This is a genomic window from Salmonella sp. GDC200615, from assembly GCF_050574145.1.
GTDB classification, from domain to species: Bacteria; Pseudomonadota; Gammaproteobacteria; order Enterobacterales; family Enterobacteriaceae; genus Salmonella; species Salmonella enterica.
On sequence record NZ_CP192247.1, the window covers coordinates 3,014,682 to 3,034,953 of the forward strand.

Consider the following 20,272-nt stretch of genomic DNA (forward strand, 5'->3'; position numbering starts at 1 on the left):
TTCATTCGATTTTTGAATATAGAAAGATGCGTAAGGTATGTAAAGGCGCAAGGCCGTCTCTAAGGCCGAGGTAGCATACTGCCCGCCACTGTTTTCTGACATAATAGCCGGATTCGATTTTGCCTCGCAGGAGTATGTTCATGGAATTTTCCGCCGGATTGATGCCGCTTGAAACGGCGCTGACACAGATGCTTTCACGTATTACCCCGCTCACCGCCGTAGAAACGTTGCCGCTGGTGAACTGCTTTGGCCGCATCCTGGCGACCGATATCGTTTCTCCCCTCGATGTTCCCGGCTTTGATAATTCAGCTATGGATGGTTATGCGGTACGTATGGCGGATTTGTCCGCCGATAAGCCGCTGCCCGTCGCCGGCAAAGCATTTGCCGGTCAGCCTTACCAGGGAGAGTGGCCTGCGGGCACCTGCATTCGCATTATGACCGGCGCCCCGGTGCCGACAGGTTGCGAGGCGGTAGTTATGCAAGAGCAGACGGAACAAACCGATGACGGCGTGCGTTTTACCGCCGATGTTCGTTGCGGACAAAACATCCGCCGCCGCGGCGAGGATATTCGCCAGGATGCGGTGGTCTTTCCGGCCGGTACGCGCCTGACTACTGCCGAACTGCCAGTGCTGGCGTCGCTGGGAATTGCCGATGCACAGGTTGTACGTAAAGTGCGCGTAGCGCTGTTCTCGACCGGCGACGAGCTCCAGCTTCCGGGCCAGCCGCTGGAGGCGGGACAAATTTATGACACTAACCGTCTAACTATACATTTGATGCTGCAACAGCTTGGCTGCGAAGTGATCAATTTAGGCATTATTCCTGACGATCCCGGTAAGCTTCGCGCCGCGTTTGTCGACGCCGACAGCCAGGCCGATGTAGTGATAAGCTCCGGCGGCGTCTCGGTTGGTGAAGCGGACTATACCAAAACCATCCTTGAGGAGCTGGGCGAAATCGCCTTCTGGAAGCTGGCTATCAAGCCAGGCAAACCGTTTGCCTTCGGCAAGCTCAGTAATAGCTGGTTCTGTGGCCTGCCGGGGAATCCAGTCTCTGCGGCGCTCACTTTTTATCAACTGGTTCAGCCCTTACTGGCGAAGCTTGGCGGCAACACGGCAAGCGCAGTGCCGCCGCGCCAGCGTGTACGCACAGCATCTCGCCTGAAGAAAACGCCGGGGCGTCTCGATTTCCAGCGCGGCATTCTGCAACGTAGCGCCAACGGCGAACTGGAGGTCACGACCACCGGACACCAGGGTTCACATATTTTCAGCTCGTTTAGTCTGGGCAACTGCTTTATTGTGCTGGAGCGTGAACGCGGCAATGTTGAGCCGGGAGAATGGGTGGAAGTCGAGCCGTTTAATGCTCTGTTCGGAGGCCTGTAATGGCGGAACTTAGCGACCAGGAGATGCTGCGCTATAACCGACAAATTATTCTGCGCGGCTTCGATTTTGAAGGGCAGGAAACGTTAAAAGATGCGCGGGTATTAGTGGTCGGGCTGGGCGGACTCGGCTGCGCGGCAACGCAGTATCTGGCCGGCGCTGGCGTCGGGCAACTGACGCTACTCGATTTTGATACCGTTTCCGTTTCCAATCTCCAGCGTCAAACCTTGCACAGCGACGCCACGGTCGGGCAGCCAAAGGTTGAGTCCGCCCGCGACGCGCTGGCGCGAATCAACCCGCATATTACCATTACGCCCGTTAACGCGCGGCTGGACGACGACGCTATGACCAGCCTGATTGCCGGGCATTCGCTGGTACTGGACTGTACTGATAACGTTAGCGTACGTAATCAACTTAACGCCGGGTGCTATACCGCGAAAGTGCCGCTAATCTCCGGCGCGGCAATTCGTATGGAAGGACAAGTTACCGTCTTTACGTATCGGGAAAACGAACCCTGTTACCGCTGCCTGAGCCGTCTGTTTGGCGAAAACGCTCTGACCTGCGTAGAGGCAGGGGTGATGGCGCCACTGATTGGCGTGATCGGTTCGCTACAGGCAATGGAGGCCATTAAGCTGCTGGCGCATTACGGTCAGCCCGCTAGCGGAAAAATCGTCATGTACGATGCGATGACCTGTCAGTTCCGCGAAATGAAGTTAATGCGCAACCCCGGCTGTGAAGTCTGCGGACAGTAGCCACTTTACGGATAAACATACCAAAGCACGGTTTATGGCCGTGCTGTATCAACAGATAATTACTGCCATCAGACGAAAAGCCAGCTTACCCAAGCTCCGACTGACGATCGGCTCAAGCAGCGCGGCATCATCTTAAACGCCATATCACAGCCTCAAACCGTGATGTTGTACCTCATTTAACGCCTCTTTGTCAGAACCTCTCCATTCGTTGACGCACATCAAGATAACTTTCATTCGAAAGTAATTTAATCTTTATATGAAATAAGAGAGGCCGTTTATGATCTTCAATATTCAGCGCTATTCTACCCACGATGGCCCCGGTATCCGTACCGTAGTATTTCTCAAAGGCTGTTCGTTGGGCTGTCGCTGGTGCCAGAACCCGGAAAGCCGCGCCCGCGCTCAGGATCTGTTATACGACGCGCGGCTGTGTCTCGAAGGATGCGACCTGTGCGCGCAAGCCGCGCCGGACGTCATTGAGCGCGCGCTAAACGGCCTGCTCATCCATCGCGAGAAACTGACCGACGCCCATTTTTCAGTCCTGGCGCATTGCTGCCCCACACAGGCGTTAACCGTGTGCGGCGAAATAAAAAGCGTGGATGAGATCATGGCGACGGTACTGCGCGATAAACCTTTTTACGATCGCAGCGGCGGCGGTCTGACGCTTTCCGGCGGCGAACCGTTTATGCAGCCGGAGCTGGCGGCAGAGCTGTTTAAAGCCAGCCATGACGCCGGTATTCATACGGCGGTTGAGACCTGTCTGCATGTTCCATGGAAATACATTGCGCCCTCACTGCCTTATATCGATCTGTTTCTGGCTGATTTGAAACATGTCGCCGACGGGCCGTTTAAGCAGTGGACCGATGGCAGCGCCTCGCGGGTGTTGGAAAATCTCAGGAAACTCGCCGCCGCGGGCAAAAAAATGGTGATTCGCGTCCCGCTGATTCAGGGATTTAATGCCGATGAGGAGGCCATTAAAGCCATTACCGACTTTGCCGCCGACGAACTGCACGTCGGGGAAATTCATTTTCTGCCCTACCACACGCTGGGCATTAATAAATACCACTTACTCAGTCAGCCCTATCATGCCCCGGATAAACCACTGGATGCGCCGGCGTTACTTGATTTTGCCCAGAAGTACGCCTGCCAAAAAGGTTTAACCGCGACCCTACGAGGATAATTATCATGACCCAACTGAAACTGGACACGCTCAGTGACCGCATTAAGGCGCACAAAACCGCGCTGGTACATATCGTGAAACCGCCGGTCTGTACCGAGCGCGCGCAACATTATACCGAAATGTATCAGCAACATCTGGATAAACCGATTCCGGTACGCCGCGCGCTGGCGCTGGCCCATCACCTGGCGGAACGCACTATCTGGATAAAACACGATGAACTGATCGTCGGCAACCAGGCAAGTGAAGTCCGCGCCGCGCCGATTTTCCCGGAATATACCGTCTCGTGGATTGAAAAAGAGATCGACGACCTGGCAGACCGGCCCGGCGCAGGTTTTTCCGTAAGTGAAGAAAACAAACGTATTCTGCACGACGTCTGTCCGTGGTGGCGCGGTCAAACCGTCCAGGATCGCTGCTACGGCATGTTTACCGATGAACAAAAAGGGCTTCTGGCGACTGGCATTATCAAAGCCGAAGGCAATATGACCTCCGGTGACGCGCACCTGGCGGTGAACTTCCCGCTGCTGCTGGAAAAAGGGCTTGATGGCCTGCGCGATAAAGTCGCCGAGCGCCGCTCACGCATCAACCTGACCGTGCTGGAAGATCTGCATGGCGAGCAGTTCCTGAAGGCGATTGATATTGTGCTCGACGCGGTAAGCCAGCACATCACGCGCTTTGCCGCGCTGGCGCGCCAGATGGCGGGCGAAGAGTCCCGTGAAAGCCGTCGTAAAGAGCTACTTACCATCGCCGAAAACTGCGAGGTGATCGCCCACCAACCGCCGCAGACCTTCTGGCAAGCACTGCAATTGTGCTACTTCATCCAGCTGATTCTACAAATTGAGTCTAACGGTCACTCGGTGTCATTTGGTCGTATGGACCAGTATCTTTACCCCTATTATCGTCGCGATGTAGAACTAAACCAGACGCTGGATCGTGAGCACGCCATTGAACTGCTGCACAGCTGCTGGCTGAAACTGCTGGAAGTAAACAAGATCCGCTCCGGTTCGCACTCTAAAGCTTCCGCAGGCAGCCCGCTGTATCAAAACGTCACCATTGGCGGTCAGAATCTCATCAACGGTCAGCCAATGGACGCAGTGAATCCGCTGTCTTACGCCATTCTGGAGTCCTGTGGACGTCTGCGTTCTACCCAGCCCAACCTCAGTGTGCGTTATCACGCCGGAATGAGTAACGATTTCCTTGACGCCTGCGTCCAGGTCATCCGCTGCGGCTTTGGGATGCCGGCGTTTAACAATGATGAAATCGTCATCCCGGAATTTATCAAGTTGGGGATCGAACCACAGGACGCTTACGATTACGCGGCGATCGGCTGTATCGAAACCGCCGTCGGCGGGAAATGGGGTTATCGCTGCACCGGCATGAGCTTTATTAACTTCGCCCGCGTCATGCTGGCGGCGCTGGAAGGCGGTCGCGACGCCACCAGCGGCAAGGTATTTCTGCCGCAGGAAAAGGCGCTCTCCGCAGGCAACTTTAACAATTTTGACGAAGTGATGGCCGCCTGGGATACCCAAATTCGCTACTACACGCGCAAATCGATCGAAATTGAGTATGTGGTCGACACCATGCTGGAAGAGAACGTCCACGATATTCTGTGCTCAGCGCTGGTAGATGACTGTATTGAACGCGCGAAGAGTATCAAGCAAGGCGGCGCTAAATATGACTGGGTATCCGGTCTCCAGGTCGGTATCGCCAACCTGGGCAACAGCCTCGCCGCCGTGAAAAAACTGGTCTTCGAACAGGGCGTTATCGGTCAACAGCAGCTTGCCGCCGCGCTGGCCGATGACTTTGACGGGCTGACCCATGAGCAGCTGCGCCAGCGTCTGATTAACGGCGCGCCGAAGTACGGTAACGACGATGACAGTGTCGATACCCTGCTGGCGCGCGCTTATCAGACCTATATTGATGAGCTGAAGCAATACCATAACCCGCGCTACGGTCGTGGCCCTGTGGGCGGCAACTATTACGCCGGTACGTCCTCTATCTCAGCAAACGTGCCATTTGGCGCCGCGACTATGGCTACCCCGGATGGTCGCAAAGCGCATACACCGCTGGCGGAAGGCGCAAGCCCTGCATCAGGTACGGATCATCTCGGCCCGACGGCGGTGATTGGTTCCGTAGGCAAATTACCTACCGGTTCCATTCTCGGCGGCGTGCTGCTCAACCAGAAACTGAACCCAACGACGCTGGAAAACGAATCCGACAAACAGAAACTGATGGTTCTGCTACGGACGTTCTTTGAGGTGCATAAAGGCTGGCATATTCAGTACAACATCGTGTCACGCGAAACGCTGTTGGATGCGAAAAAACATCCAGACCAGTACCGCGATCTGGTCGTGCGTGTGGCAGGCTACTCCGCCTTCTTCACCGCGCTGTCGCCGGATGCGCAGGACGATATCATCGCCCGTACCGAACATATGCTGTAATTTACCCTGGCGCCATCGGCAATATGTCCGAACTGCCTGATGGCGCTACGTTTAATAGGCCTACGCAGTCCTGTTAATCAGAAGGGATCGGTGCCGTCAAGCACGGCCTGAATGACGTTGAGCGCGCCTTGATGGTTATTATCATCAGTGTGATAACGTGAAAGCGCTTTGATATTGTCTGCGGCATTGCCCATGGCAAAAGAGTAATGCGTCATTTTCAACATTTCCGCATCATTACCGCTGTCGCCAATGGCGACGACATTCTGTGGCGACCTGTTCCAGCGCTTTAACAGACGACTGATGCCATTCGCTTTATGCAGTCCCGGGATAATCAGGTCGATAAAACCGAAGCCGCTGGTGACGGGCTTCATGATGCCATCCAGAGATACGTGCAGTTTGTCGATAACCAGCGGAATTTGTTCATCGGGCAAATTCAGGGAGAACTTAAACAGGATATCGTCAATGTCGTGATAATCGTTTACCGGCTGCAGGCGGTGATAATGTTTGGCCATCAGCGCCACGAAAGTCTCGGGAGCGTTTTTGCTGACATAAGCGCTTTTCAGACCGCAGGCGACAAAATTAAGTTGCTTATCCTTCAGCAGTTCGCCAATCACAATACGCGATTCATGTTGGGTTAGCTCCCTGTGAAACAACTGCTTGCCATGTTCATACACCAGCGCGCCATTTTCTGCGACAAAGGAAATTTCGTCTTTCAGCTCGGGGAAGAAGGAGATCAACTGGTAGTACTGATTACCGCTGGCGACTACAAATTCGATATTACGTTTTTTCAGTTCCTGGTATTGCGCCATGAAGCGTACACGATCGTACTGCTTGGCATCGTCGAGAAAAGTGCCGTCCATATCGGTAACGACAACGTTAACGGTCATACTTAAGCTCCTGGCTGTAACTGCGACCAGAAACATTTTAATAACAATGTGAGCAGAACCACAAATTTATTTCGAATGAAAAGTGGCTGAACGAAAGGAATAGCCGCATAAGACATTAAGGCGTCCTGGCCACCTTACGTTTTTCTCTCGCTTCTCTCCTTGTGCGCTCCTGCAATATTTTAAACTTGCATTAACCTTATTTTAACTTAAAGTATCAGATGTAACTAATTTTACTTTCGAGCGAAAGATGATGAGGTTGATATGACGACTCCTTTTACCCACGAAACGCTACCCGCCGACCCAAAAGCGGCCATTCGTCAGATGAAGCAGGAGCTACGCGCGCAAATCGGCGACGTACAGGCGGTGTTCGACCGTTTGAGCGCCACCATAGCAGCCCGGGTGGCGGAAATTAACGATCTGAAGGCGCAGGGGCAGCCGGTATGGCCAATTATCCCTTTTAGCGAACTGGCGATGGGCAACATTAGCGATGCCACCCGCGCCGAGGTTAAGCGCCGCGGGTGCGCGGTGATTAAAGGTCATTTTCCACGCGAACAGGCGCTGGCATGGGACCAGTCGATGCTCGACTATCTGGACAAGAACCATTTTGACGAGGTGTATAAAGGACCGGGGGATAATTTTTTCGGTACGCTGAGCGCCTCCCGGCCTGAAATCTATCCTGTCTACTGGTCGCAGGCGCAAATGCAGGCCCGCCAAAGTGAAGAGATGGCGCTGGCGCAGTCGTTCCTCAACCGTCTATGGCAGGTAGAGCACGACGGCAAGCGATGGTTTAATCCGGATATCAGCATCATTTACCCGGATCGCATCCGCCGCCGCCCGCCGGGCACCACATCCAAAGGACTGGGGGCGCATACCGACTCCGGTGCGCTGGAGCGCTGGCTGCTGCCAGCCTATCAGCGGGTATTCGCCAGCGTGTTTAACGGCAACGTCGAGCAGTACGATCCGTGGAATGCGGCACACCGTACCGAAGTTGAAGAGTATACGGTGGATAACACCACCAAATGCTCGGTATTTCGCACCTTCCAGGGCTGGACCGCGCTCTCCGATATGCTGCCCGGTCAGGGGTTGCTTCATGTCGTCCCTATCCCGGAGGCGATGGCGTATATTCTGCTGCGCCCGCTGCTGGATGATGTCCCGGAAGATGAATTATGCGGCGTCGCGCCGGGCCGGGTGCTGCCGATTTCTGAACAGTGGCATCCTTTACTGATGGCGGCGTTAACCAGCATTCCGCCGCTGGAAGCCGGGGATTCCGTGTGGTGGCATTGCGATGTCATCCACTCCGTCGCCTCCGTCGAAAATCAGCAGGGCTGGGGCAATGTGATGTACATTCCTGCCGCGCCAATGTGTGAGAAAAATCTGGCCTATGCGCGTAAGGTGAAAGCGGCGCTGGAGACAGGCGCATCACCGGGCGATTTCCCGCGCGAGGACTATGAAACCACCTGGGAAGGGCGCTTCACGCTGCGCGATCTGAATATTCACGGCAAGCGGGCATTAGGTATGGACGTTTGACGGTCGTACCGCCCTTCCCGCTCACCTGCGGTGTGCCCTTTGCCTGGGCGCACCCGTCTTACCGAACCTACGCGCCAGGATACGTAGGCCCGGTAAGCACAGCGCCACCGGGCGTCAGTGTTTAGCTTTCAATCCCTTTACTACGCAAATAATCGTCGTAGTTGCCGCTGAAGTCCACCACGCGCTCCGGCGTAATTTCAATGACGCGGGTTGCCAGCGAGCTGACGAACTCACGGTCGTGCGAAACAAAGATCAGCGTGCCCTGATACAGCTCCAGCGCCATATTCAGCGATTCGATCGACTCCATATCCAGGTGGTTAGTCGGTTCGTCCATGATCAGGATATTCGGCTTTTGCATCATCAGTTTGCCGAACAGCATACGGCCCTTCTCGCCACCGGAGAGGACTTTCGCAGGCTTTTTGATATCATCCTGGCTAAATAACAGGCGGCCCAGAATACTGCGCACTGCCTGCTCGTCGTCGCCTTCCTGCTTCCACTGACTCATCCATTCAAACACCGTCAGGTCATTTTCGAATTCATATTCGTGGTCCTGCGCGTAGTAACCAATACGCGCGTTTTCCGACCATTTAACGGTGCCGTGATCGGCGTCCAGATCGCCAACCAGCGTCTTCAGCAGCGTAGATTTACCCACGCCATTGGTGCCGAGTACCGCCAGCTTCTCCCCGACTTCGAGCAGCAAATTGACATTTTTAAACAGCGGACCGTTATCAAAACCTTTCGTCAACGCTTCCACTTCCAGAGCGTTACGGAACAGTTTTTTATCCTGCTCAAAACGGATGAACGGGTTCTGACGGCTGGAGGCTTTCACCTCTTCCAGCTTGATTTTATCAATCTGCCGCGCGCGCGACGTTGCCTGACGCGATTTAGAGGCATTGGCGCTAAAACGGCTAACAAAAGATTGCAGCTCGGCAATTTGCGCTTTTTTCTTCGCATTATCGGCCAACAGACGTTCACGCGCCTGGGTCGCCGCCGTCATATACTCATCATAGTTACCCGGATAGACGCGCAAGTCGCCATAATCCAGATCCGCCATATGCGTACAAACCATGTTCAGGAAGTGACGGTCGTGCGAAATGATGATCATCGTGCTGTCGCGCTCGTTCAGCACCTGCTCCAGCCAACGGATAGTATCAATATCCAGGTTGTTGGTCGGTTCGTCGAGCAACAGGATGTCCGGATTAGAGAATAACGCCTGCGCCAGCAGCACACGTAATTTCCAGCCTGGCGCGACTTCACTCATCAGACCGTAATGCTGCTCCAGCGGGATGCCCACCCCCAACAGCAGTTCGCCCGCGCGCGCCTCAGCGGAATAACCGTCCATCTCGCCGTATTTTACTTCCAGATCGGCGACTTTATAGCCGTCTTCTTCGCTCATTTCCGGCAAGGCGTAGATACGGTCGCGCTCCTGCTTGACTTCCCACAGTTCGCCATGCCCCATAATGACAGTATCAAGTACGGTGAATGTTTCAAAAGCGAACTGGTCCTGACGCAGCTTACCGATGCGCTCATTCGGATCGAGGGAAACATTGCCCAGCGTCGGCTCCAGGTCGCCGCCGAGGATTTTCATAAAAGTGGACTTTCCGCTACCGTTGGCGCCGATCAGGCCGTAACGGTTGCCGCCGCCAAATTTGACGGAAATGTTTTCGAACAGCGGCTTACTGCCGAACTGCATGGTAACGTTGCTGGAAACTAACACAGGCTTATCCTGAAAAAAGATGTGACAAACCGCTTATTATGCCACAAGTCTGAAATAAGATCGCGCCCTGTACAAAGGGCTACACTGAACCGTAAGGGAAAAAAACGTGATTTCGTACACATCTGAATTCCCTGTTTACTGGAATGCACCTATAATGCGCTCCCAACATGACAGAATTCTCAACCTACTAGCCTGCTTGGCACAGAATCTCGCATAACATGAATATGAAATTAACAACGCTTTTCGCGGCGGCTTTCGCTGTAGTTGGTTTTTGTAAAACAGCCTCAGCAGTCACTTACCCGCTGCCTACCGATGGTAGCCGTTTAATTGGGCAAAATCAGGTCATCACCGTTCCTGAGGGCAATACCCAGCCGCTGGAGTATTTTGCCGCGGAGTATCAGATGGGGCTGTCCAACATGCTGGAAGCCAACCCGGGCGTGGATACCTTCCTGCCGAAGGGCGGTACCGTGCTGAATATTCCGCAGCAGCTGATCCTGCCGGATACCGTACACGAAGGCATTATCATCAATAGCGCGGAAATGCGCCTCTATTACTACCCGAAAGGCACAAACACCGTTATCGTCCTGCCGATTGGGATCGGTCAGTTAGGTAAAGACACGCCTATCAACTGGACGACCAAAGTTGAACGTAAAAAAGCCGGTCCGACCTGGACGCCTACGGCAAAAATGCACGCTGAATATCGCGCCGCCGGCGAGCCGCTGCCTGCCGTCGTACCTGCGGGCCCGGATAACCCGATGGGCCTGTACGCGCTGTACATCGGTCGCCTGTATGCTATTCACGGCACCAACGCCAACTTCGGCATCGGGCTTCGCGTGAGCCACGGCTGCGTACGTCTGCGCAACGACGATATCAAATTCCTGTTTGAAAATGTGCCGGTCGGTACCCGCGTGCAGTTTATCGATGAACCGGTAAAAGCCACCACCGAGCCGGACGGTAGCCGTTACATTGAGGTGCATAACCCGCTGTCAACGACGGAAGCGCAGTTTGAAGGTAAGGAAGCGGTGCCGATCACGCTTAATAAGAGTATCCTGGCCGTCACCAACGAGCCTGACGTTGATCAGACCGTCGTACAACAGGCAGTTCAGGATCGTTCCGGGATGCCGGTTCGTCTGAACTGACAGACTCTGCCTGCGAAGCCCGATAGACACTATCGGGCTTCTCTTACGGCATCAGTTGCAATAATCCATATCCCACCAGCGCCGCCCATGCCAGCATCGGCAGCGAATAGAAATGAAATCGCCACCAGATTCGGCGATCGTTCGCCATCCGTAAAGCAATAAGATTTGCCAGCGATCCCGGCAGCAGACCAAACCCGCCGATATTCACCGCCCACGCCAGCAACGTCGAGGCCGGTACATAGTTCAGCAGGAGAATGGTACTGGGCACATTACTGATAACCTGCGACAGGCCGATAGCGGTTAGCCAAAGCCCCAGGTGAGACAGTGCGCCAACCTGGTTGAAAACGCCCTGCAACGCCGGCAATTGCGTTAGCAGATGGACATCAATAAACATCGCCATAAATACCAGCAGCAGCGTCCAGTCCACGCTGGCTATCACCCTGCGCGCCAGCACAATAAACCCAGCCGCCACCAACACCAGTCCCCATAACTCTTGCCTGAGCTCCAGCGCGGTAAGAAAAACGACATATAATGCCAGGCAACTCCACACCAGACGGGGCTGCCACTGCGGCGAACGCGTACCGGTATGATACTGTAACGCCCTACCCGGAAAACAAAACCAGCACAGGAGCAGTAACGTCAGCATCATCATGACGGCAAGCGGCGCCATTTGCCCGCTAAATTCAGCAAAGGTTAAGCCGGAGCGTCCCCACAACAGAATATTTTGCGGATTACCGACAGGCGTCAGCAGCGAACCGGCGTTCACCGCCAACGCTTCAAAAATAATCAATCGGTTGACCGGAATCGCGCACAGTTTTTTTAACGTTATCGTCAGCGGCACAACGATAAACAGCGCGACATCGTTTGTCAGAAAGGTCGACAGCGCCGCCGCAGCCAGCACCAGGAACATCGCCAGTTGCCGCTCGGTATGAAATCGGCGCGTCATCTTGCGTCCCAGCACATCAAAATAGCCGCTCAGCTCAACGCCTTTAGTGAGCAACATTAACCCACTGAGGGTAATAATGGTGTGCCAGTCAATCGCGCCAGGCCAGGCGCGGGGCGCAAAAGGAACAAACAGGCTTAACGCCATCCCCACAATGATCAACAACTGAAAAAAACGGTCACGCCGCAGCGCCCGTAAAAAGGCCAGATTCATTCTGCAGATGTTCCATGCTGTTGCGTGAAGGCCAAAAAGGCATCCAATGTCTCCTGGCTGACATGGTGTTCCATCCCTTCCGCATCACGACGCGCGATCTCCGGACTTACGCCTAACACCAGTAAAAAATTTTCGACAATTTGGTGCCGCTCGCGGCTTTCCTGCGCCAGCTTCTCCCCTTCCGGCGTCAGAAAAACGCCGCGCCAGGGGATCATTTGAATAAATCCTAACGATGCCAGGCGCTTAAGCATTTTGGCCACAGTTGGCTGGGAGACGCCGAGCCGAGCCGCCATATCCACCTGACGCGCTTCCCCTACCTCAATAATTAAATCGGAAATCAGCTCAACGTAATCGTCTATCAACTCACGGCGATGCGCCTCTCTGACCTGACGAAATCCTTCAACGTGTTCTTCTACGTTCACCAATTGCGTCACTTTTTTTGTTGTTGGCGTACCTGCGCGACGACCCATTTTGCTTCCTCGTTTCTGTGACGCGTTAACGCGTCAGCTGACAGAGCGCTCATTGTAAACCAGAGTTGTCCGGGCACAAAAAATTAACGTTTTAGCAATAGCTATAAAACATAGCCTGTGCTATATCTGTATGTAATGCAGACATCCCTCACGGATCGATGGGATAGAAACATCAGGAGGTTTATATGAACGAATTTAAGAGGTGTATACGCGTGTTCAGTCACTCTCCCTTTAAAGTCCGGTTAATGCTGCTCTCTATGTTGTGCGATATGCTCAACGGCAAACCGGAGCAGGATAACCCTTCCACGAAATAACGCGGCGGTGCGGTACGCCGCTTTATTTTGCATCCTCAACGGAAATGGCGCCCATTTCCCCTGTTTTTTTGTGGTTTTGCTATTCTCTTCGCAAAACATTTTCTTTCCGGCGGTTGACCTTCTTACCCGCACGCTCTATCTTCTGGCAGCCCTGAATATTTTGCGACTCGCCGTTGCGAACCCAATACCTTTTTTACGCATAATCAGGCAGGTAATGACCCTTCGCGCCAGGGTTAGCACATGGCGTTTTTGCAATAGTGGCATATGAATTCAACCCTTATCGATTCACTTCTGGCCCGTCGTCGGGCTGTAAGCCCGTGGGCGGGCCTCTACTTTTTACAGTCGCTGCTGATTAACCTCGCGCTCGGCTACCCCTTTAGCCTGCTTTATACCGCGGCGTTTACCTGCCTGTTGCTGTTACTCTGGCGCTACCTGCCCCGCGGACAAAAAGCGCTGCTCGGCATCTGTTCGCTGGTAGCCGCTTGCTATTTTCCCTTTGGCCAGGCTTACGGCGCGCCGAACTTTAATACGCTGCTGGCGCTGCACTCCACCAATATGGAAGAGTCGAGCGAAATCCTGACCATCTTCCCGTGGTATAGCTACCTGACCGGACTTTTTATTTTTGCGCTGGGTATTATTGCGCTTCGCCGCCGAAAAGAAGAGGTCAGGCCGCGCTGGAATAGCCTCGACAGCCTGTGCCTGCTGATCAGCGTCGCGGCATTTTTCGTCGCGCCGATACAAAATCTGTCCTGGGGCGGCGTTTTTAAGGTTATTGATACCGGCTATCCGGTTTTTCGCTTCGCCAAAGACGTTATCGTCAATAACAACGAAGTCATTGAAGAGCAGCACCGTATGGCGCAGCTATCCGGCATAAAAGATAGCTGGACGGTTACTGCGGTGAAACCCAGATATCACATCTATGTCGTGGTGATTGGTGAAAGCGCGCGACGGGATGCCATGGGCGCTTTCGGCGGCCACTGGGATAATACCCCCTTCGCCAGCCATGTGAATGGCGACTTCTTTATGGATTACATCGCCGCCAGCGGCTCAACGCAAAAATCGCTCGGTTTAACGCTCAATCGCGTGGTGGTTAACAAACCGCAGTATCAGGATAATTTCGTCACGCTGGCTAACCGCGCCGGTTTTCAGACATGGTGGTTTTCCAATCAGGGGCAAATCGGCGAATACGACACGGCCATCGCCAGTATCGCCAAACGCGCCGATGAAGCGCATTTCCTGAAAAACGGCGATTTTGAAGCGGATAAAAATACTCGCGACGACGCGCTGTTAACCATGACGGCGCAGGTATTGGCGACAGAACGCACGCAACCGCAGTTGATTGTGTTGCATTTAATGGGATCGCATCCCCAGGCCTGCGACCGTACTCAGGGAAAATACGCGACGTTTGTCCAGTCGAAAGAGACGTCTTGTTATTTATACACCATGACGCAAACCGACAATTTGCTCCGTCAGCTCTATACTCAGCTTCGTCATAGCGGCGACAGTTTTTCGCTCGTCTATTTCTCCGATCACGGGCTGGCGTTTAAAGAACGCGGCAAAGCGGTACAGTACCTGGCGCATGACGACAAATTCCAGCAAAACTTCCAGGTGCCGTTTATGGTGCTATCCAGCGACAGTAAAGCGCATCGGATCATTAAAGCTCGCCGTTCCGCGAACGATTTCCTGAGTTTTTTCTCGCAATGGACAGGAATTAGCGCTAAAGAGATCAAAAATCGCTATCGATTTATTTCGGAACAGAAAGCCGGGCCCGTTTATATCACCAATTTCAAATTACAGAAAGTGGACTATAACCATCTGGGCAGCGATATTTTTTCACTAAAATAATGCACGTTTCAGGCAAAAAAAATCCGCCCCGAAAGGCGGATTTTTCATTTTCACCGACGTGATTAGAAGCGGTAACCTACGCCAGCAATCCAGGTGCCAACGTCAACGCTACGAATACGGCTCTGCTCGTAAGAGAAGTCCAGAGCAACATTTTCCATCGGGTTGAATTGCAGACCAGCGCCATAGGAGAAGCCATAATCGCTGGTGTCATGTTTGTAGGTTGGGTAATCGGTCGTCTGGAATTTACCGTAACCCACACCGACTACACCGTAGATGCTCGCCCAATCGTTCAGACGGTAAGCCGGGCCGGCAGTGATGCCGTAGTACTGACCTTTGTTGTAATCGCCCGCACCGTTAGTACGATCTTTTTCGGTGTAGGTGAAGGAACCGATTACGCCCAGCGGGTTGTCGTCCTGCTCGTAACGATACTTCAGGTTGAAACCGCTCATTTTATTCGCTACGCCCTGCGCGTCGCTCTGAGCGTAACCACCGGTAACGGTAGAAGTAGCAGCTACTGCAGTACCTGCGGAAAAAGCCAGAACAGCGGCCAGTGCTGAAAGACATGCAATTTTTTTCATAACCACCTCAAATGTGCTTCAAGTAAGTCCTAAGTTTTAAATATATCAAAAATTAATGGGAAACTCTTTGCGATTCACGGTGTCTAAGGGCGCCTTTCATGTAACAGAACGTTTCCATATCGCGCTATCTTATTCAATTAACATCACTTTTCCGGCTGATTGCACCAATAATGCGCGTGTGGCGCGATACATTCATCCAGATTATTCCTAAACTAACAGTCTATTTATCCATCAATTTAAGTTCATTTTATGGAATCCTGGAGATTTTTTTTCAACGAATCCTCAACCGCTCCGGGGAATTTCCATTACACTGCCACCTTTACTCGTACTGACATTTTTTGACAGGAGAAAGGATGCCGGGGTCAACACGTAAACTACCAGTCTGGTTGCCCATTTTGGTTTTGCTCATTGCCATGTCCTCTATTCAGAGTGGCGCTTCACTGGCAAAATCGTTATTTCCTCTTGTCGGCGCGCCGGGCGTAACGGCGCTTCGTCTGGCGTTGGGAACGCTTATCCTTATCGCCTTTTTCAAACCCTGGCGTTTGCGTTTTGCCAAAGAGCAGCGGCTGCCTTTACTGTTTTATGGTCTGTCGCTGGGCGGGATGAACTATCTATTCTATCTGTCGATTCAGACGGTGCCGTTGGGTATTGCGGTCGCGCTGGAATTTACCGGTCCTCTGGCGGTCGCGCTGTTTTCATCCCGGCGGCCGGTAGATTTTATTTGGGTCGTACTGGCTGTGCTTGGGCTCTGGTTCCTGCTGCCATTAGGGCAAGATATGTCTCACGTCGATCTTACCGGGGCCGCGTTGGCGCTCGGCGCTGGCGCCTGTTGGGCTGTCTATATTCTTACCGGCCAGCGAGCAGGCGCGGAACATGGTCCGGCCACGGTGGCGGTAGGCTCGCTGATTGCCGCCATCATTTTCGTGCCGATTGGCGCAGTTCAGGCTGGCGACGCGCTATGGCACTGGTCGATTCTTCCCTTAGGGTTAGCGGTCGCTGTGCTTTCTACGGCGCTGCCTTATTCACTGGAAATGATTGCACTGACGCGCCTGCCAACCCGCACCTTCGGTACGCTGATGAGCATGGAACCCGCGCTGGCCGCCGTTTCCGGGATGATTTTTCTGGGCGAAACGCTTACGGGCATACAAATCCTGGCCCTGTGCGCCATCATTGCCGCCTCAATGGGTTCTACCCTAACGATTCGACGCGAACCGCAAATTAAACAAGTTGACGTAAAATAGTTTCTTATTCTGCATGATGTGCATAATCATGCAGAATATCACCTCGTTATTCACCTTTTATTATTGCGCTATTACTTCGTCATTTTTTGTCATATTTTTTCTCATTTTTTACATTAAAATGAGAATTATTACCCACCAAACAGCAAACTCATCTAACTAATTGATTTTTAATCATAATAAATATTAAATCTTGTCTGTACTATTAAAGTGATAGGTAAATTCAAAAAAGCAAAGTTAAAAACCGGTGCTATACTTATTTTCGTTAATTACCTGGGACACAAACATCAAGAGGATATGAGATTATGAGTACCGCTAAACTGGTAAAAACAAAAGCGTCTAATCTGCTTTATACCCGTAACGATGTATCAGAGAGCGATAAAAAAGCGACGGTTGAGTTGCTTAATCGTCAGGTGATCCAGTTCATTGACCTGTCGCTGATCACGAAACAGGCCCACTGGAACATGCGCGGTGCTAACTTTATTGCCGTTCATGAGATGCTGGATGGCTTCCGTACCGCACTGACCGATCATCTGGATACTATGGCCGAGCGTGCCGTACAGCTTGGCGGTGTGGCGTTAGGCACCACGCAAGTTATCAACAGCAAAACTCCACTGAAAAGCTATCCGCTCGACATCCATAACGTGCAGGATCACTTAAAAGAACTGGCCGATCGCTACGCTGTTGTCGCTAATGATGTTCGCAAAGCTATTGGTGAAGCCAAAGATGAAGACACTGCCGATATCTTTACCGCCGCATCACGCGACCTCGATAAATTCCTGTGGTTTATCGAATCCAACATCGAATAAATCTATCTCTACCCTGAATACTTCGAGTTGCAGGAAGGTACAAACGCAGCGAATCCGCAGAAGCCTGACTTCCGTCGGTCACTGAAGCGAACGCACCTGCAACTTGATGTACACAGGTATATAAGTCATCCCTATACCCCTGCCTGGCACAGGGGTTTTGCACTTAAATAGTGCACACGTCTTGTACTCCCCTCCGACAAAAGTGAATTATTTGTAATAATTACATCACACAATCGTTAATTAAAGATTGTTTTAACAACGATTTTTACGCTAAATAGACCCTGTATCTCTACTTTGTTATTCATGCACTAAATCAGTGCCCCAAAACGGTGCGGCATACTGGTTTTGCCCGACTTATTGTGCACAGGAATGTTTCACGCTTCTGTTAAAACAATGAGTTACATAATTGGCATGATTTTTTCATTACGCTACATGTTCTCGCAGGGGATCGCCCCGTGGATAGAAAAGGAAATGCTATGAAGTCTCTATTAAAAGTTTCACTGGCTGCACTTACCCTGGCTTTTGCGGTGTCTTCGCACGCCGCGGATAAGAAACTCGTTGTGGCAACCGATACGGCGTTCGTTCCGTTTGAATTTAAACAGGGCGACAAATACGTCGGTTTTGATGTTGATCTGTGGGACGCTATCGCGAAAGAACTGAAGCTGGACTACACCCTGAAACCGATGGATTTCAGCGGCATTATTCCGGCATTACAAACCAAAAATATCGATCTGGCGCTGGCGGGTATTACGATTACGGACGAGCGTAAAAAAGCGATCGACTTTTCCGATGGCTATTACAAAAGCGGTCTGCTCGTGATGGTGAAAGCCAACAATAACGATATTAAAAGCGTTAAAGACCTCGATGGCAAAGTCGTTGCCGTGAAGAGCGGAACCGGGTCGGTGGATTACGCGAAAGCGAATATCAAAACCAAAGACCTGCGTCAGTTCCCGAACATTGATAACGCGTACATGGAATTAGGCACCAACCGCGCAGACGCCGTTCTGCACGATACGCCGAACATCCTGTACTTTATCAAAACCGCAGGCAACGGCCAGTTCAAGGCGGTAGGCGAATCGCTGGAAGCACAGCAATACGGAGTTGCCTTCCCGAAAGGCAGCGATGAACTGCGCGAGAAAGTCAACGGCGCGCTGAAAACGCTGCGTGAGAATGGCACCTATAACGAAATCTACAAAAAATGGTTCGGTACAGAACCTAAATAAAACGACCTGATGTTGGCTTGTGGCCCGGTAGTGAGGACGCTCACCGGGCCTACAGCTCTTTCCGTGACGGATAAGACACTTTCCGCCATTTCTGCGCCGGATAGAGCATTTGACTATTTACACCACGGTAACAGGAACGACATATGCAGTTTGACTGGAGCGCCATCTGGCCCGCCATTCCGCTTTTGCTTGAGGGCGCTAAAATGACCCTGTGGATCTCGGTCCTCGGTCTGGCTGGCGGCCTGGTTATTGGACTGGCGGCAGGTTTTGCCCGTACGTTTGGCGGCTGGTTCGCCAACCACATCGCCCTGGTTTTCATTGAAATTATTCGCGGCACGCCCATCGTTGTACAGGTCATGTTTATCTACTTTGCCCTGCCGATGGCATTTAATGATTTGCGTATTGATCCGTTCAGCGCAGCGGTCGTGACAATTATGATTAACTCCGGCGCTTATATCGCGGAAATTACTCGTGGCGCAGTACTATCCATTCACAAAGGTTTTCGCGAAGCGGGTCTGGCGCTGGGCCTTTCTCGCCGGGAAACCATCCGCCATGTTATTTTACCGCTTGCTCTGCGCCGTATGCTGCCGCCGCTGGGCAATCAGTGGATCATTAGCATCAAAGACACCTCGTTGTTTATTGTTATCGGCGTAGCCGAGCTGACCCGTCAGGGCCAGGAAATTATTGCCGGTAACTTTCGCGCCCTGGAAATCTGGAGCGCCGTGGCCGTCTTCTATTTGATCATTACGCTGGTGCTGAGCTTTATTTTGCGTCGTCTTGAAAGAAGGATGAAAATCCTGTGATTGAATTTAAAAACGTCTCCAAGCACTTTGGCCCCACCCAGGTGCTACATAACATTGATTTAAACATCCGTCAGGGCGAAGTGGTTGTGATTATCGGCCCTTCCGGTTCGGGTAAATCCACGTTATTACGCTGTATCAATAAACTGGAAGAGATCACCTCCGGTGATCTGATTGTCGATGGTCTGAAAGTCAACGATCCTAAAGTAGACGAACGGCTGATTCGCCAGGAAGCCGGCATGGTGTTTCAACAGTTTTATCTGTTCCCGCATCTGACCGCGCTCGAAAACGTAATGTTCGGTCCTCTGCGCGTGCGCGGCGTAAAGAAAGAAGAAGCGGAAAAACAGGCGAAAGCTCTGTTAGCGAAAGTTGGACTGGCGGAACGGGCGCATCACTACCCCTCCGAGCTTTCCGGCGGTCAACAACAGCGCGTCGCCATTGCCCGAGCGCTGGCAGTGAAGCCGAAAATGATGCTCTTTGACGAGCCAACCTCCGCTCTGGACCCTGAACTGCGCCATGAAGTGCTGAAAGTCATGCAGGATCTGGCGGAAGAAGGCATGACCATGGTCATTGTCACTCACGAAATCGGCTTTGCCGAAAAAGTCGCCTCACGGCTGATTTTCATCGATAAAGGCCGTATTGCCGAAGATGGCAGTCCGCAGGCGTTGATCGAAAACCCGCCAAGCCCACGTTTACAGGAATTTTTACAGCACGTCTCCTGAGATATCGCCCTTCCAGCCCTGCGGCAGGAAGGGCATCATGGAATAGTCCCATTTCATTTTCCCTCCCCTGCGCCATCTATACTTAGTGTTTTGCGTCTCTTTTCTCA

Annotated in this window: 18 protein-coding genes; 13 read left to right on the top strand and 5 right to left on the bottom strand. The window is 52.5% G+C overall.

Annotated features, from left to right (window positions below):
- Nucleotides 1-140: 140 nt before the first annotated feature.
- The 4 genes from moeA to ACQ29O_RS14600 all read left to right on the top strand — a co-directional run bounded on the left by moeA (nt 141) and on the right by ACQ29O_RS14600 (nt 5,740).
- On the top strand, nt 141-1,376 hold the full coding sequence (gene moeA, locus ACQ29O_RS14585) for a molybdopterin molybdotransferase MoeA (protein ID WP_000395783.1): 1,236 nt from the start codon (nt 141-143) through the stop codon (nt 1,374-1,376).
- Nucleotides 1,376-2,125, top strand: a complete 750-nt coding sequence (gene moeB, locus ACQ29O_RS14590) for a molybdopterin-synthase adenylyltransferase MoeB (protein ID WP_000829289.1) — start codon at nt 1,376-1,378, stop codon at nt 2,123-2,125. Before moeA ends, moeB begins: the two co-directional genes overlap by 1 nt.
- A 277-nt stretch (nt 2,126-2,402) precedes the next feature.
- A complete protein-coding gene (locus tag ACQ29O_RS14595; RefSeq protein WP_000576953.1) occupies nt 2,403-3,302 on the top strand; it encodes a glycyl-radical enzyme activating protein in 900 nt (299 codons plus the stop codon).
- A 5-nt stretch (nt 3,303-3,307) separates the two neighbouring features.
- The gene (locus ACQ29O_RS14600; protein ID WP_000192661.1) at nt 3,308-5,740 is read left to right on the top strand and encodes a glycyl radical protein; all 2,433 of its coding nucleotides are present in this window, start codon (nt 3,308-3,310) and stop codon (nt 5,738-5,740) included.
- A gap of 77 nt (nt 5,741-5,817) precedes the next feature.
- Here ACQ29O_RS14600 and ACQ29O_RS14605 read toward each other — a convergent pair whose 3' ends face one another.
- Nucleotides 5,818-6,627: a Cof-type HAD-IIB family hydrolase gene (locus ACQ29O_RS14605; protein WP_253336222.1), complete on the bottom strand. Its 810-nt coding sequence runs from the start codon at nt 6,625-6,627 to the stop codon at nt 5,818-5,820.
- A 261-nt stretch (nt 6,628-6,888) separates the two neighbouring features.
- On the opposite strand from ACQ29O_RS14605, the gene ACQ29O_RS14610 reads away from it, so the two are divergent.
- Nucleotides 6,889-8,154 (top strand): DUF1479 domain-containing protein, encoded by a 1,266-nt coding sequence (locus ACQ29O_RS14610; RefSeq protein ID WP_020937058.1) that lies wholly within the window; start codon nt 6,889-6,891, stop codon nt 8,152-8,154.
- 121 nt (nt 8,155-8,275) lie between these two features.
- On the opposite strand, the gene ACQ29O_RS14615 is transcribed toward ACQ29O_RS14610, so the two are convergent.
- The gene (locus ACQ29O_RS14615) at nt 8,276-9,871 is read right to left on the bottom strand and encodes an ABC-F family ATPase (RefSeq protein WP_000961480.1); all 1,596 of its coding nucleotides are present in this window, start codon (nt 9,869-9,871) and stop codon (nt 8,276-8,278) included.
- 218 nt (nt 9,872-10,089) lie between these two features.
- Here ACQ29O_RS14615 and ldtB point away from each other — a divergent pair, with 218 nt between their 5' ends.
- Nucleotides 10,090-11,010, top strand: a complete 921-nt coding sequence (gene ldtB / locus ACQ29O_RS14620) for a L,D-transpeptidase (RefSeq protein ID WP_001056404.1) — start codon at nt 10,090-10,092, stop codon at nt 11,008-11,010.
- A 43-nt stretch (nt 11,011-11,053) separates the two neighbouring features.
- On the opposite strand, the gene ACQ29O_RS14625 is transcribed toward ldtB, so the two are convergent.
- Entirely contained in the window at nt 11,054-12,166 is a 1,113-nt protein-coding gene (locus tag ACQ29O_RS14625; protein ID WP_001046520.1) for an anion transporter, read from the bottom strand.
- On the bottom strand, nt 12,163-12,636 hold the full coding sequence (mntR, locus tag ACQ29O_RS14630) for a manganese-binding transcriptional regulator MntR (protein ID WP_000533542.1): 474 nt from the start codon (nt 12,634-12,636) through the stop codon (nt 12,163-12,165). Before mntR ends, ACQ29O_RS14625 begins: the two co-directional genes overlap by 4 nt.
- A 185-nt stretch (nt 12,637-12,821) precedes the next feature.
- On the opposite strand from mntR, the gene mntS reads away from it, so the two are divergent.
- Entirely contained in the window at nt 12,822-12,950 is a 129-nt protein-coding gene (gene mntS / locus ACQ29O_RS14635; protein WP_001670439.1) for a manganase accumulation protein MntS, read from the top strand.
- A 264-nt stretch (nt 12,951-13,214) separates the two neighbouring features.
- Nucleotides 13,215-14,795, top strand: coding sequence for a phosphoethanolamine transferase (locus ACQ29O_RS14640; RefSeq protein WP_001089324.1), 1,581 nt, complete (start codon nt 13,215-13,217; stop codon nt 14,793-14,795).
- 62 nt (nt 14,796-14,857) lie between these two features.
- Here the strand turns inward: ACQ29O_RS14640 and ompX are convergent, their stop codons facing one another.
- A complete protein-coding gene (gene ompX, locus ACQ29O_RS14645) occupies nt 14,858-15,373 on the bottom strand; it encodes an outer membrane protein OmpX (RefSeq protein ID WP_000716763.1) in 516 nt (171 codons plus the stop codon).
- Between the two features lie 353 nt (nt 15,374-15,726).
- On the opposite strand from ompX, the gene rhtA reads away from it, so the two are divergent.
- The 5 genes from rhtA (at nt 15,727) to glnQ (ending at nt 20,165) form a co-directional block, all read left to right on the top strand.
- On the top strand, nt 15,727-16,614 hold the full coding sequence (gene rhtA / locus ACQ29O_RS14650; RefSeq protein ID WP_001119554.1) for a threonine/homoserine exporter RhtA: 888 nt from the start codon (nt 15,727-15,729) through the stop codon (nt 16,612-16,614).
- Nucleotides 16,615-16,916: 302 nt separating this feature from the next.
- The gene (gene dps / locus ACQ29O_RS14655) at nt 16,917-17,420 is read left to right on the top strand and encodes a DNA starvation/stationary phase protection protein Dps (RefSeq protein WP_000100805.1); all 504 of its coding nucleotides are present in this window, start codon (nt 16,917-16,919) and stop codon (nt 17,418-17,420) included.
- Nucleotides 17,421-17,896: 476 nt separating this feature from the next.
- Nucleotides 17,897-18,643 carry a glutamine ABC transporter substrate-binding protein GlnH gene (gene glnH / locus ACQ29O_RS14660; protein ID WP_000838671.1) on the top strand — a complete coding sequence of 249 codons (747 nt, stop codon included), beginning with the start codon at nt 17,897-17,899 and terminating at the stop codon, nt 18,641-18,643.
- Between the two features lie 143 nt (nt 18,644-18,786).
- Nucleotides 18,787-19,446, top strand: a complete 660-nt coding sequence (glnP, locus tag ACQ29O_RS14665; RefSeq protein ID WP_001159076.1) for a glutamine ABC transporter permease GlnP — start codon at nt 18,787-18,789, stop codon at nt 19,444-19,446.
- Complete coding sequence (gene glnQ, locus ACQ29O_RS14670) at nt 19,443-20,165, top strand: glutamine ABC transporter ATP-binding protein GlnQ (RefSeq protein WP_000569093.1); 723 nt, start codon at nt 19,443-19,445, stop codon at nt 20,163-20,165. Before glnP ends, glnQ begins: the two co-directional genes overlap by 4 nt.
- Nucleotides 20,166-20,272: the final 107 nt, after the last annotated feature.

What these genes read in the sequence shown, in the direction of transcription:
- moeA (WP_000395783.1), top strand. Translation starts at nt 141, where the DNA reads ATGGAATTTTCCGCCGGATTGATGCCGCTTGAAACGGCGCTGACACAG.
- moeB (WP_000829289.1), top strand. Translation starts at nt 1,376, where the DNA reads ATGGCGGAACTTAGCGACCAGGAGATGCTGCGCTATAACCGACAAATT.
- ACQ29O_RS14595 (WP_000576953.1), top strand. Translation starts at nt 2,403, where the DNA reads ATGATCTTCAATATTCAGCGCTATTCTACCCACGATGGCCCCGGTATC.
- ACQ29O_RS14600 (WP_000192661.1), top strand. Translation starts at nt 3,308, where the DNA reads ATGACCCAACTGAAACTGGACACGCTCAGTGACCGCATTAAGGCGCAC.
- ACQ29O_RS14605 (WP_253336222.1), bottom strand. Translation starts at nt 6,627, where the DNA reads ATGACCGTTAACGTTGTCGTTACCGATATGGACGGCACTTTTCTCGAC.
- ACQ29O_RS14610 (WP_020937058.1), top strand. Translation starts at nt 6,889, where the DNA reads ATGACGACTCCTTTTACCCACGAAACGCTACCCGCCGACCCAAAAGCG.
- ldtB (WP_001056404.1), top strand. Translation starts at nt 10,090, where the DNA reads ATGAATATGAAATTAACAACGCTTTTCGCGGCGGCTTTCGCTGTAGTT.
- ACQ29O_RS14625 (WP_001046520.1), bottom strand. Translation starts at nt 12,166, where the DNA reads ATGAATCTGGCCTTTTTACGGGCGCTGCGGCGTGACCGTTTTTTTCAG.
- mntR (WP_000533542.1), bottom strand. Translation starts at nt 12,636, where the DNA reads ATGGGTCGTCGCGCAGGTACGCCAACAACAAAAAAAGTGACGCAATTG.
- mntS (WP_001670439.1), top strand. Translation starts at nt 12,822, where the DNA reads ATGAACGAATTTAAGAGGTGTATACGCGTGTTCAGTCACTCTCCCTTT.
- ACQ29O_RS14640 (WP_001089324.1), top strand. Translation starts at nt 13,215, where the DNA reads ATGAATTCAACCCTTATCGATTCACTTCTGGCCCGTCGTCGGGCTGTA.
- ompX (WP_000716763.1), bottom strand. Translation starts at nt 15,373, where the DNA reads ATGAAAAAAATTGCATGTCTTTCAGCACTGGCCGCTGTTCTGGCTTTT.
- rhtA (WP_001119554.1), top strand. Translation starts at nt 15,727, where the DNA reads ATGCCGGGGTCAACACGTAAACTACCAGTCTGGTTGCCCATTTTGGTT.
- dps (WP_000100805.1), top strand. Translation starts at nt 16,917, where the DNA reads ATGAGTACCGCTAAACTGGTAAAAACAAAAGCGTCTAATCTGCTTTAT.
- glnH (WP_000838671.1), top strand. Translation starts at nt 17,897, where the DNA reads ATGAAGTCTCTATTAAAAGTTTCACTGGCTGCACTTACCCTGGCTTTT.
- glnP (WP_001159076.1), top strand. Translation starts at nt 18,787, where the DNA reads ATGCAGTTTGACTGGAGCGCCATCTGGCCCGCCATTCCGCTTTTGCTT.